Annotated in this window: 10 protein-coding genes; 4 read left to right on the forward strand and 6 right to left on the reverse strand. The window is 72.9% G+C overall.

Annotation, left to right across the window (positions count from 1 at the left end; translation table 11 throughout):
• From ACYVHU_RS15000 to ACYVHU_RS15010, 3 genes are all read left to right on the forward strand, one after another.
• Nucleotides 1-759, forward strand: coding sequence for a L,D-transpeptidase family protein (locus tag ACYVHU_RS15000; RefSeq protein ID WP_078761942.1), 759 nt, complete (start codon nt 1-3; stop codon nt 757-759).
• Between the two features lie 114 nt (nt 760-873).
• Entirely contained in the window at nt 874-1,809 is a 936-nt protein-coding gene (locus ACYVHU_RS15005; protein ID WP_078761941.1) for a lactate/malate family dehydrogenase, read from the forward strand.
• A 727-nt stretch (nt 1,810-2,536) separates the two neighbouring features.
• Nucleotides 2,537-3,133: an alpha/beta hydrolase gene (locus ACYVHU_RS15010; RefSeq protein WP_498948798.1), complete on the forward strand. Its 597-nt coding sequence runs from the start codon at nt 2,537-2,539 to the stop codon at nt 3,131-3,133.
• 32 nt (nt 3,134-3,165) lie between these two features.
• Here ACYVHU_RS15010 and ACYVHU_RS15015 read toward each other — a convergent pair whose 3' ends face one another.
• Nucleotides 3,166-4,224, reverse strand: coding sequence for a CU044_5270 family protein (locus ACYVHU_RS15015; protein ID WP_078761939.1), 1,059 nt, complete (start codon nt 4,222-4,224; stop codon nt 3,166-3,168).
• Entirely contained in the window at nt 4,221-4,811 is a 591-nt protein-coding gene (locus ACYVHU_RS15020) for an RNA polymerase sigma factor (protein WP_078761938.1), read from the reverse strand. Before ACYVHU_RS15020 ends, ACYVHU_RS15015 begins: the two co-directional genes overlap by 4 nt.
• A 595-nt stretch (nt 4,812-5,406) precedes the next feature.
• Here ACYVHU_RS15020 and ACYVHU_RS15025 point away from each other — a divergent pair.
• Nucleotides 5,407-6,717 carry a hemolysin family protein gene (locus ACYVHU_RS15025; RefSeq protein ID WP_078761936.1) on the forward strand — a complete coding sequence of 437 codons (1,311 nt, stop codon included), beginning with the start codon at nt 5,407-5,409 and terminating at the stop codon, nt 6,715-6,717.
• 73 nt (nt 6,718-6,790) lie between these two features.
• On the opposite strand, the gene ACYVHU_RS15030 is transcribed toward ACYVHU_RS15025, so the two are convergent.
• From ACYVHU_RS15030 to ACYVHU_RS15045, 4 genes are all read right to left on the reverse strand, one after another.
• Complete coding sequence (locus tag ACYVHU_RS15030) at nt 6,791-7,018, reverse strand: hypothetical protein (RefSeq protein WP_078761935.1); 228 nt, start codon at nt 7,016-7,018, stop codon at nt 6,791-6,793.
• A gap of 197 nt (nt 7,019-7,215) precedes the next feature.
• Complete coding sequence (locus tag ACYVHU_RS15035; protein WP_078761934.1) at nt 7,216-9,009, reverse strand: thiamine pyrophosphate-requiring protein; 1,794 nt, start codon at nt 9,007-9,009, stop codon at nt 7,216-7,218.
• Nucleotides 9,010-9,466: 457 nt separating this feature from the next.
• Entirely contained in the window at nt 9,467-10,228 is a 762-nt protein-coding gene (locus tag ACYVHU_RS15040) for an MBL fold metallo-hydrolase (RefSeq protein ID WP_498948801.1), read from the reverse strand.
• Between the two features lie 694 nt (nt 10,229-10,922).
• Complete coding sequence (locus tag ACYVHU_RS15045) at nt 10,923-12,869, reverse strand: alkyl/aryl-sulfatase (protein WP_078761932.1); 1,947 nt, start codon at nt 12,867-12,869, stop codon at nt 10,923-10,925.
• Nucleotides 12,870-12,894: the final 25 nt, after the last annotated feature.

Raw genomic sequence — 12,894 nt, forward strand, 5'->3', positions numbered from 1 at the left:
ATGGCCACTCCTGAAGTCCGCCCCCTCCCCAGGCGTACGGCGCGGATCGCCGCACTGGCGCTGTCCGCGCTCGCCGTCACCGGATTCGCCGCCCCCGCGCAGGCGGCCACGGTCGCGGGAGCACCGTCGTCGGTCGCCGCGATCCTGCCCATCGACCTCGGTGGTTCCGAGCTGCTCAACCGCGGCGACTCCGGTCCCGAGGTCCGTGAGCTCCAAGAACGCCTGAACGAGCTCGGCTATTGGACGGGAACCCCTGACGGCCTGTTCCAGGACCTCACCGTGCAGGCGGTCTACGCCGTGCAGAAGGCCGCGGGCATCGACCGCGACGGCGTGGTCGGACCCCAGACCCGTAAGGCCCTCCGGGAAGGGGTGCGGCCCGAGGCCACCGCCTCGGGCGAGGCGATCGAGATCGACCTGGAGCGTCAGCTGCTCCTCGTGGTCTCCGACGGCCGTGTCGAGCAGGTCTTCAACACCTCGACCGGATCGGGTGAGACCTACGAGTCCCGGGGACGCCAGAGCGTCGCCGTCACCCCCACCGGCGCCTACACCGTCTTCCGCGAGGTGGACGCCTGGGACCCCGGCCCGCTCGGCGCGCTGTACCGGCCCAAGTACTTCAACGGCGGCATCGCCATCCACGGCTATCCCTCGGTTCCCCCCTACCCCGCCTCGCACGGGTGCGCCCGGGTGAGCACCCCGGCCATGGACTGGCTGTGGGAGAGCGGCCACCTCGACCACGGCAAGACCGTCATCGTGCGCTGACCCGCCTCCCGCGTTTCCCAGTCCTTCCGGCCCAGGTCGTGATACCTATGACCGGGAGGGGGCGGGGCAGCCCGTGCCACCGATGCGAAGACGGTCGGGTGCGCAGGAGGCAGGGTGAAGGTCGCGGTGGTAGGGGCCGGGAAGGTCGGCGCGATGGTGGCCGTGGGGCTGGTCTACCACGGGATCGCCCGAGAGATCGTCCTGGTCGACCAGGACACGGCACGGGCCAGGGGGGTCGCGCTCGACCTGGGCTACGCCGCGCCGATGTACCCCGAGGTGGACGTGCGCGCCGGGACCACCGACGACCTGGCCGGAGCCGGGGTCGTGGTCGTGACCGCGGGCCTCAACGAGAAGGCCGGCGGCGCGACCGACCGTTCCGATCCGCGCGGACGGCTGCGCCTGCTCGACCACAACGCCGGGGTCTTCCGCGACGTCGTCCCGGCCATCGCCGCGGCGGCGCCCTCGGCCACCGTCATGGTCATCACCGATCCGCCGGACCCGCTCGCCGACCTGGCGCGCTCCATCCTCGGCCACGACCGGGTCTTCTCCACCGGGACGGTCATCGACAGCCTGCGGTTCCGGGTGCGCCTGGCCCACGCGCTGGGCGTCACCCCGCGATCGGTCCACGCCCAGATCATCGGGGAACACGGCACCAGCGGGGTCTTCCTGTGGTCCACGGCCGCGGTCGGGGGCGTTCCAGCTCTCCACCTGGCCGAGCGGGCCGGGCACGACGTCGACCGGTTCCGCGCCGAGGTCGAGCGGGCCGTGCGCTACGCCAACATCGACATCATCGAGGGCACCGGTGCCAGCCGTTACGGCATCGGCGCGGTGGCCGCCATGCTGGTGCGCTGCGTGGCCCGGGACGAGCGCACCGTGCTCCCGGTCGCCTCGCACCGCCCCGCGTGGGGGACCACGCTGTCGCTGCCCTCGGTGCTGGGCGCCGGAGGGGTGCGTGAGGTGATCGAACCGGCGATGGACGACGCCGAGCGGGCGGCGCTGGAGGCCAGCGCGCGCACCCTGCGCGAGGCGGCCTCCACCGTCCTGGTCTAACCCCCTCCCGGCGACGGGGGCAGGCGGGGCCCCGGGAGGTGTGGGGGCGTCGGATCCGGACCGGTGAGGGGAGGCCCGCCGGGACCACGCGCGCGGGTTCGGCGCCGCGCCGCTCACCCGCGGACATGGGAGTGGGGTCAGGGGGCCGGTGGCCCCGGCTGGGCAGCGGTGTCCGGAGGTCTTCGCGTACCTGGTGGACGGGTGTTGCTGTGGCCGACCGGTTGAGACGCATGGGCCGATCGGGTTCGGCCGTGCGAAGGGGCGTCATGTCTTCGAATCCGTGGCCGTGGACCGGGGGAGGGGCTGGTCGTCCCGGTTGGGTACCGCTGTTCGGGGGTTTGCGTACCTGGTGGACGGGTGTTGCTGTGGCCGACCGGTTGAGACGCATGGGCCGATCGGGTTCGGCCGTGCGAAGGGGCGTCATGTCTTCGAGTCCGCGGACACGGGAGCTGTGAAAGAAAGGGGGAGGGGCCGGCGTCTCGCGCAGGACGCCGGCCCCTCGGCCGTCCCGCTATGGAGGGGGGCGCGGAGCGGCCTGTGTCCGAGTCCCCGAGACTCGAACGCGTGTACGAATACTACGCGCCGGTGGGATCCCTGTCGAGGGGCCGGTGCCCCGCGTCCGGCCGGAAGCGGCCTCCTCCCCCCGGGGGAAAGGGTTGGCGAGCAGAAGAGGTGGGTAGCGGGCCGCGATCGCGCCACGCCGGCCTGCCGACCCAGGAGGAGCAGCATGGACACGACAGCGCCCCACCACGTCTTCCACCCCGCCGAGCGCCCCGGCCACCCACTGCTGTTGCTGCTGCACGGACCCGACGGTGATGAGGAGGAGCTCGTCGCGGCGGGACGCGGCCTCCTGCCCGAATCCGCCCTGCTCGCCCCGCGCGGGTTCGGCGTCCACGACGGGATGGACGGACGCGAGGTCGAGGAACGGGTGGTCCGCCTGGAGCGATTCGTCGACAAGGCGACCATCCACTACGGCCTCGACCCCGACGGCGTCATCGCGGTCGGACGCTCCGACGGCGCGTCCCTCGCCGCCGCCAGCCTCCTGCTCCACCCGGGCCTGTTGCGCGCGGCGGTCATGTTCGCGCCGGCTCCGGTCCTGCACGACCCGCCCCGCCCCGACCTGACGGGACGGTCGGCGTTCATCGCGGCGGGGCGCGCCGATCGCGTCACCGACCCTCTCCAGTCGGAGCGACTCGCCGCCGACCTGCGGCGCTGCGGTGCCGACGTGGTGCTGCACTGGCACCCGGGGGAGGGCGACGCGGTGAGCGGGCCGGCACTCGACGCCGCCCAGGCGTGGTTGCGCGTGCGTGACACCGCGCTGTGACCAGGGCGCGCGGGCGCCGGCCCGTCCCGGGATCACGGAAGGTCGCCCACCTCCCGCACCCACGCCGACTCCACCAGGACGACGTACTCGTTCACCACCGGTGAGCCGTCCGCGATGTCGGTCGTGTCCCCTTCCATGGCCACGGTCTCGTGGTAGAGCGGCATCCCGGTGTCGGCGTCGAACATGATGCGCCGCTGGAGGGTCCCCCCCTCGGAGAAGAGGCGGTCCTCCGCCACGAACAGCACCCCGGTGCGGCCCTCGCGGTCGGTGGCCTGACCCGCGAGGCGCACGCCGTCGTCCTCGGCGAGCATGCGCAGGATCCTCTCCTGCTCCCCTGGGGACACCGGCATCTCCTGGTAGAGACGCTGCAACCCGTAGAAGACCTCCGCCGTGTCGACCTCCGCGTTCTCGATGCCGTCCCCCTCGGCGAGCTGCCGGCGCAGGGTGTCGGGGTCCTCCGCCAGCGTCCCCGGGGCCCAGCTGAACTGGAGTCCTTCGTCGGGGTGCGACCATTCGTACTCGGTGGCCTCGGGCTCGAACAGGGCGTCGATGGGGCCGCGGTCGCCGGCCAGGTGCTCGGCCGGCCGGGGCCGCTCGACCACCCGGCCGGTGTGGTCGGGGGAACGCCAGACCTGTTCGTCCACCGGTGCGATCCCCCACCCCTCCTCTCCGGTGTCGAGGTCCTGCGACAGGGTGAGGTTCCACCGGGAGAGGCGGACGTAGGCGACCTCGCCCTCTCCCGCCGTGGCCGGTCGCGCCGCGGCCCGCTCGGCCAGCTCCCGCAGCTCCTCCCCCGCGTCGTCCAGCTCCCCGGGGAGCACGCTGAGCGGCGCCGGCGGTGGAGTGGCTTCGGCGGTTCCGGGATCGCGGTACAACGTCACCCCCGTCAGCAGCAGCGTGGCGACACCCGCCGCCAGGCCGAGCAGCAGGGGCCGGCGGCCTCGGGCCGGGCCGCCCCGCACGGACGCGGGCACGGTCCCGGTCTGGATGCCGGCGCGGGCCTGGTCCATCCGCTCGGGGTCGGGCCGGGTCCCTGCCGCCGGATCATGCGGTGCGAAAAGATCGCGTACGACCTGCTCGTCGGCGTTCATCGGTTCTCCTCCACGAGGGTGGGACGGGTCAGGGGGAGCGGCCCGGGGCCGTCGCCGTCGGGCTGGGCCGCGGAGTCGGCGAGAAGCCGCTGGATGCGCTTGCGCGCCCGATGCAGCCGCACCCGGGCCGTCGCGACGGTGCAGCCCAGGACCTGCGCGGCCGCGGGCATGTCCAGCCCCTCCCAGGCCAGCAGCATGACCAGCTCGCGTTCTCGGGGGCGCAGCGCCTTCAGCGCGGACAGGGCGGTCTGGCGGTCGAGGACCTGCCCGGCGGCGTCGGAGCTCGCCGGGAGCCCCGGTGGCTCCCCGTCGAACAGGCCGAACAGTTCGCCGCGGCGTCGAGCGCCCCGACTGCGCGCCAGCACGATGTTGCGGGCCGTCGCGTAGAGCCAGGGCAGCGGAGCGTGCCCGGGTATCCGGTCCCGGCGGCGCCAGGCCACCGCGAACGTCTCCGCCGCCACGTCGTCGGCCTGATCGGGACCCAGCCGGCGCAGGGCGTAGCGGTAGACGTCGGGATAGTGCCGTTCGAACAGGCGGGCGAACCCGTCGCTCGTGGAGGCGTCGGGATCCTCCTCGGATCGCGTCATCGGATTCCTTCCGGTGCGGTGTCGTCCTCTCATGTCCGCCACGGGGCCGTTATTACGGGCTCCCGGGATTTTTTCCTCTCGGCCGCCGTCGCCGCCCCCGCCAGGGGCGAAGGCGGTTGTCCACGCGGGTGGAACGAGGGGCCGGACGACGCGATGGCGCGACGGTTGATACGCCGTCGGGGACCGCCCTGTCGGACCTGGTCGTGTGAGACCTTCGGCGACCGATCGCTCCCCTTCGCCCCGACGCCGACCTGCGGGTGGAGCCGCACGAGCGCACCGGGGAGACCGTGGCGTCCTACGCGCGTGCGCGGGAGGTCGCCGGTCGGTGAGCGCCGGGCGCGTCCCCGACCACACCGGTATCGCCTGGTCCGGGGAGACGGTCCCCCTGAGGTGGGTCCTCCTCCGCATGTCCCTGGAGAACGCGCACCACACCGAGCAGGTGGACGTCGTCCGGGAACTCCTCGACGTCGGGACGGGCGACCATCGTCCAGGTCGAGCCGGTTCCCGTCCGCATTCCAGCCGCTCAAGTGTGAAGAGGGTCGCTTCTGGGAAGATCCCGGACTTTCCGGTCCTAACGGTTGGGGTGAGGGTTCCCATGGAGAGCTACGGGGTCCAGATCGGCCTCGTGTTGGTCCTGGTCGTGTTGAACGCGGCGTTCGCCGGAAGCGAGATCGCGCTCATCACGCTGCGGGAGGGGCAGCTGAAGCGCTTGGAGGAGCAGGGGGCGGGCGGGCGGCTGGTGGCCCGGCTGGCCCGCGACCCCAACCGGTTCCTGGCCACCATCCAGATCGGGATCACCCTGGCCGGGTTCCTCGCGTCGGCGACCGCGGCCGTCGCCCTGGCCCAGCCGCTGATCGAACCCCTCAGCGGGGTTCTGGGTGCGGCCGCCAGCCCGGCGGCGATCGTGCTGGTCACCATCGTGCTGACCTTCGTCACCCTGGTCTTCGGCGAGCTCGCGCCCAAGCGCATCGCCATGCAGCGGGCCGAGACCTGGGCGCTGCTGGCCGCGCGCCCGCTCAACCTGCTGGCCGCGATCTCGCGTCCGGCGGTGTGGCTGCTCAGCGTCTCCACCGACCTGGTGGTGCGGCTGACCGGGGGCGACCCCAAGGCCAACCGGGACGAGGTCACCGAGGAGGAGCTGCGCGACCTGATCTCCACCCAGAGCGGGCTGGCTCCCGAACAGCGCACCATTCTGTCCGGCGCGTTCGAGATCACCGACCGCCGCCTACGCCAGGTCCTGGTGCCACGTCGCGACGTGGACGCCCTGCCCGCGGCCCTGCCCGCCGACGAGGCCGTTCGGGTCCTCGCCGAGCGTGGGCACTCGCGCGCCCCGGTGGTCGCCGACGACGACCTCGACGACATCGTCGGTGTCGTCCACTGGTCGGATCTGCTCCGCGGTTCGGGGAGTGTCGGCGAGCTCGCGCGCGTCCCGCTGCTGCTTCCCGACTCCCTGCCGGTCTCCCTGGCCCTGCAGCGCATGACGGCCGAACACCAGCAGCTCGCCTTCGTCATCGGGGAGGTCGGTTCCACCCAGGGCATCGTCACCCTGGAGGACCTGTTGGAGGAGATCGTCGGCGACATCTACGACGAGACCGACTCCGACATCCGTACCGTCACCCGGCTGGACGACGGGGCCATCCTGATGCCCGGCACGTTCCCGGTGCACGACCTCGATGACCTCGACATCGCCTTCGCGGACGCCCCCGAGGGCGACTACGTCACCATCGCCGGGTTGCTCATCGCCCGGCTCGGCCACATCCCCACCGAGCCGGGGGAGCGGGTCGACCTGGGAGGCTGGACGGCCACCGTCAGCGCCACCGACGGCCGGGCCATCACCGAGGTCCGGCTCGTCCCGGTCGAGGCGAGTTCGCGTGGCGCCGGTGAGGTGGGGGCGGACAAGGGGTGACCGCTGAGGGAGGATAGGGGAGGGGCCCCGCGGAGGTCCGAGCCGCAGGGCCCCTCTGTCATCGCGGAACCGCTCAGGCGCCGGTGGCCTTCGCCACCGCCGCCAGCGCCGAAGCGTTGGCGAAGTACTTGTTGGCGGCGAGGTCGGCGACCGTGACGATGCCGAACGCCTCCTTCAGCAGCTCACCGTCGCGCTCGGACACGCCCTTCAGGGCACTCACCGGGGCGGCCAGCACCTCGGCCAGCTCCTTGTCGGCCCAGGCCTTGTCCACGACACCGTCCAGGTCCACCGATACGGCCATGCCGTCTCCTTGTCTCGTTGTCGGCAAAGTGACGATCCGGCCCCCACGGGAGTCCACGGCCGTGCGGGGCGGATCACCCCACGCAACGGTGGTCATACGGGGACGGTTCCCAAAGAGTCGGTCCCATCGGTGAATTAACCCCCCACCTGGGGTGACGCAAGGAGAGGTCGGGAAATCCCCGAGGAAACGGTGGTCCGTTACCTCGATTTCCCGCCGGGCAGGAACTCCTGCGCCTTGGCCTTGACCCCTTCCTTGACCACCGACCAGGCGTCGGGATCGCCCTTGGCCAGGGCGGCGGCCACGCTCTCCATCTGTTCCAGGGTGGCGTGCGGCGGGATCGGGGGCACCGCGCCGTCGGTGACGAACTCCACCACGCAGGGGCGGTCGGCGGCGAGCGCGCTCCGCCACGCGCCGGCCACCTCCTCGGGATCCTCGACCCGGATCCCCCGCAGGCCGATGCTCTCGGCGAACGCCGCGTAGGGGAAGTCGGGCAGCCGCTGTGAGGGCAGGAACTGCGGGGCGCCGCCCATCGCCCGCAGCTCCCAGGTCACCTGGTTGAGGTCGCGGTTGTTGAGCACGCCCACGACGATCCGCGGGTCCTCCCACTCGTGGTGGTACAGCCCCATGGTGATCAGCTCGTTGATGCCGTTCATCTGCATCGCCCCGTCACCGACCAGCGCGATCACCGGACGGCCGGGGTGGGCGAACTTCGCCCCCGTGGCGTAGGGCGCGCCCGGCCCCATGGTCGCCAACGTGCCCGACAGCGAGCCGCTCATTCCCGGTCCGAACCGCAGGTGACGGGCGTACCAGTTGGCCGCGGACCCCGAGTCGGCGGTGACGATCGCGTCCTCGGGCAGCAGCGGGGACAGCTCGTGGAACACCCGCTCGGGGTTGATCGGGTCGGCCGTGACGTGGGCGCGCCGCTCCATCACCTGCCACCACCGTCGGACGTTGTCCTCGATCCCCTTCCGCCAGGACCGGTCCTCCTCGCGCTCCAGCAGGGGAAGCAGCGCGCGCAGGGTCGCGGCCGAATCGCCGGGAAGGTTGCACTCGAACGGGTAGCGCATGCCGAGCATGGCGGGGTCCGCGTCGATCTGGACGGCGCGGGCCTGGTCGAAGTCGGGCAGGAACTGGCTGTAGGGGAAGCTGGAGCCGACGACGAGCAGGGTGTCGCAGTCACGCATCATCTCGTAGGAGGGACGGGTGCCCAGCAGGCCGATGGCCCCGGTGACGAACGGCAGATCGTCGGGCAGGACGTCCTTGCCCAGTAGCGCCTTGGCCACCCCGGCGCCCAGCACGTCGGCGACCTCGGTCAGCTCCCGAGCGGCGCCGCGCGCTCCCTGACCGGCCAGGACGGCCACCCTGCGGCCCGCGTTGAGGATCTCCGCGGCGTGCGCGAGCCCGTCGGCGGGCGGGACGACCTCGCCCGAGGACGCGCCGAGGCTGGAGGGGACCATCTTGAACTCGTGGCCGGGAGGCGAGTAGTCCAGGTCCTGGACGTCGGCGGGGATGACGACCGCGGTGACGGTACGCCGGGCCGTGGCGATGCGGATGGCGCGGTCCAGCACGTTGGGGAGCTGTTCGGGGACGGTCACCATCTGTAGGTAGTCGCCGGCCACGTCCTTGAACAGCGACATCAGGTCGACCTCCTGCTGGTAGGAGCCGCCCATCGCGCTGCGCGCGGTCTGGCCGACGATCGCGACCACGGGGACGTGGTCGAGCTTGGCGTCGTAGAGCCCGTTGAGCAGGTGGATGGCGCCCGGCCCGGACGTCGCGACGCAGACGCCGACACGGCCGGAGAACTTCGCGTAACCGGTGGCCTCGAACGCCGCCAGCTCTTCGTGCCGGGCCTGGATGAAGCGGGGGGAGTCGTCGGCGCGCTCCCAGGCGGCGAGCAGTCCGTTGATGCCGTCGCCGGGGTAGCCGAAGACGTGCTCCACCCCCCATTCCCGCAGGCGTTTCAGGACGTGATCGGAGACGAGGTCCGCCATGGTCGTTCCCTTCGTGGAGTGCGCGCGGGTGCCTCCACCCTCGACTTCACGGATGCGGGCTCCCAGGTGCGGGAGCGTCTCACCGGCCGCTACCCGGTCGCCTGTCGGACATTCCCGGCGCGGAAGGCCGGACCGGCGTTGGGACGGCGTGTTCGGCGGGGTCGCGAAAGAGAAGGGAAGAGAAGTGCGATCGCCCGTTTACGGAACGTGGTGTGGGAAGGGAGGAGACGTGTGGGGGCGATCTCCGTCGCTCGTCGCCCTCGCCGCTGGAGGAGGAGCGGGCCCTCAGCCCCCCTGGACGTCTCGCCGGACGCCGCTTGAGGGCCCGCTCGCCACACACATGCGAGGGCATATGGTGCGAGAAGCGGTATTGGGTACCGCTCTCACCTGGAGACACTACAGTTTGCATGCGAGCAATTGCAAAGAGTGGCGCCCCGTGTCGGCGGATCGACGGTGATCACGGCCGCCGTCGGGTGGCGTTCACCCTCGCTTCGGCCACGCGGTCGCGGACCGGTCCCCGGACGGCCGGACCGTGTCCCGGCAGCAGCAGGTCCGCCGCCAGACCCTCCAGTTCCTCCAGCGCCCGCACCGTGCCCGGGCCGTCGTGGTTGAACATGGCGGGCAGGCACTGGCCGCCCCGCAACCGCGAGGTGGGGTGCGCGCTCACCAGGGTGTCCCCCGTCACCAGCGCGCCCACCGCCGGCAGGTGATAGGCGCAGTGTCCCGACGTGTGCCCCGGGGTGGGCACCGGGACCGGCCGCCCCGGCAGGTCGAGGGCACCGGCGGAGGGGAAGGCGCGGGCCTGCGGCACCTCGACGTGGGTGAGCCCGCCGGTGCGCACGGCGTGCACCGCCCAGGGCAGCACGCCGGGACGCCAGGCGTTGGCGAGGATCTGGGCCGGGGTGACCTGCTCCAGGTAGGCGCGCCGGGCGTGGGGGACCTCCCGGGCGTCCATGTAGACGGGGACGTCATAACGGGCGAGGAAGCGGGGGATCGAGCCGATGTGGTCGACGTGCGCGTGGGTGACGAGGATCGCCCGCACCGCTTCGGGACGGTGACCGATCGAGCGGATGGACGCCTCGACCGCGTCGGCGTCGCCGGGATATCCGGCGTCGATCAGGGTGAGGTCGGCCCCCTCGACGAGGATGACCCAGTTGGTGTTGCTACCGGTGGCGAAGTGGACGCCTTCGGCCACCTGGACGACGTCGCCTGCTCGCATGCTGCTCCTCGATGGGATGGACGTGGTCACCGGCATCGCGCTCGGGGACCGTGGCAGCAGTCTGACGGTCCTCGGTGTGGGAGGCAGCCGGTTTGCGCGGCCACGCCACTCGCCCGGTACGGTGACGCGCCGCAGTGTCGGAGGCGTCCCCCTCGGGACGGGGAGGGGGCCGGCCTCGCGGGGAGGCCCTTTGCCGCGCGTGTGGTCCGGGAGCGGGCCCGTCCGGCCCGGTGATTCCCGAGGCGGGGCGGATCGGGCAGCCACCCCGGAGGGGGCGGCCGCGCGGCCGGAGCCGGGCGCAGCGTCCCCCGGGGGCCATGGGACCGGCGTTGTCTCCGCATCGCGGCGGACGCGCTCGGAGTCGGACGTCCGTGTCTCCCGGCCGGCCGCGGCGCCCCTCGGCCGTGGGGTGCCGTCCGGCCTCTTCCCGCCGTCCGCGTCTTCTCGTCCACGGACCGTCATCCGGGGACGCGCGCTGCGGCCGGGCGCGGTCCGCCGCCAGAGCCGGCGGGGAAGCGGGGCCGCCCCCGGCCCCCGGTGGTGGGCGGGCGCCCGCCCCGCCGTGGCAGGAGAGGGCGCCCGTGGACCCGGCCGGTTCGGCCGGGGAACCGACCGGCCGGGAGAACAGGTGAACGGCGCTCGGGAGGGGCCGTTCAGCGGCGGGACACGGGCGGCGACGCGCCCGCCACGGCCGCTACCGGGCCGCCGTCTCCTCCCCCGATTCCCCGACGTCGGCCGGGCGGGTCGCGGGGGTGACGACGGGGAAGTCCCGTCGGGCCTTGTCGACCAGGCCGAACAGCGTGGCCAGCAGATGGAGATCACCCTCGTGCCCGACCTCCCCCGCGGCGATCAGCTCGGGCAGGGAGGCGGGGTGGGCGACGATGCGGTTCAGCATCGCCCGGTCCAAGACGAGGGTCAGTCCGGGGCGTGAACCGGGCAGGGGGTTCGCGGCGTCGTGCACCAGGACGCCGTTGGACAGCACGGTGTGGTACTCGGCGTCGTCGCGCAGTCTCCACAGGATGTGGAGGGTGTGCCCGGCGGCGCGCGGACCGTCCAGACGCACGGCCAGCGCCTCGAAGAGCTGCCGGGGCTCCAACGCGGCGAGCAGGTCCCCGCCGGCGGAGCGTCGCGGCGCGTGGGGGCGACCGGTGCGCAGCTCCAGCGCGGCGGTGAGATAGAAGTTGCGCCAGGTCGCGTTCTCGGCGCCGTAACCGAGCTGTTCCAGCGCCGCGGCCTGGAGCTCCCGGGCGCGGGCGTGGTCCGGCTCGGCCTGGACGACGTGGTCGACCACTTCGACCACCCAGCGGTAGTCACCCGCGGCGTAGCTCTCCCACGCCATGTCCACGACGCGGTCGGCACCGCCCATGAACCGCACATAGCGCTGAGCGGCGGCCACGGGCGGGTGCGGCCACAGGTGCGCCGGGTTGCCGTCGAACCAGCCGATGTAGCGCTGGTAGATCGCCTTGACGTTGTGGCTGGTCGAACCGTAGTAACCGCGCGCGTGCCGAGCGCGCTCCAGGCGTGGGGGCAGGGCCAGGTTCTCGGCGATGTCGGGGGCGGTCAGCCCCCGGTTCATCAGCCGCAGCGTCTGGTCGTGCAGGTAGGCATAGAGGTCGCGCTGTTCGCACAGGAACCGCACCACCGCCTCGGCCCCCCAGGTGGGCCAGTGGTGTCCGGCGATGAGCACCTCGGCCCGGTCGCCGAACAGGACGACCGTCTCGGTGAGCGACCGCGCCCACGCCCGCGCGTCCCGTACCGGGGCCCCGCGCAGGGTGCCCAGGTTGTGCTGGGTGTGCGTGGCCGTCTCGGCCACGCACAGCACGGCGAGGTCGGGCAGGAAGAAGTTCAGCTCGGCGGGCGCCTCGGTGTCGGCGGCGAGCTGGAAGACCATCCGCACCCCGTCGACCGTGTGCTCCTGTCCCGTCCGCTCCACGTGCACGGTGGGACGGACCAGGCTGACCCGGCCGGTGGAGGTCGCCAGCCCGAGCCCCACGCCCACCTGCCCGCGCGGACCCGGCTCCAGCGCCGAGCCGTACATGAACACCGCGCGACGGCTCATCACCGTGCCGGCGTGGACGTTCTCGCTGACGGCGTGCTCGGTGAACCCCTCGGGCGCCAGGACCTCGATCTCGCCCGACGCGAACCGCTCGGCGTCGGCCAGGCCGAGCACCCCGCCGAAGTGGTCGACGTGGTTGTGGGTGAACACCACCGCTGTCACCGGCCGGTCGCCGCGGTGCCGGCGATACAGGTCCAGGGCGGCCCGGGAGGTCTCCACGCTGATGAGCGGATCGATCACGATCACGCCGCGCTCGCCCTCGACCAGCGTCATGTTGGACAGGTCGAACCCGCGCACCTGGTAGACGCCGGGGACCACCTCGAACAGGCCCGCCTCGGCGAGCAGGCGCGCCTGCTCCCACAGGCCGGGGTGGACCGAGTCGGGGCGCCGCCCGTCCAGGAATCGGTAGCGGTCGAAGTCCCACACCACGCGCCCCGCCGCGTCCTCGATGCGGCGGCGCGCGGGCCCGGCGACGAACCCCCGCCGGGCCGCGGCCAGGTCGTCGTCGAAACCGTCCGGCGCGGACTCGGCCGCGGCCCGGTTGGCCGCTGCGATGCGCTCGGTCGGAGCGGAGGGGCGGTCCATCGGTCGTCCTCTCTGTCTCGGTGCC

This window comes from Marinactinospora endophytica, from assembly GCF_054780875.1.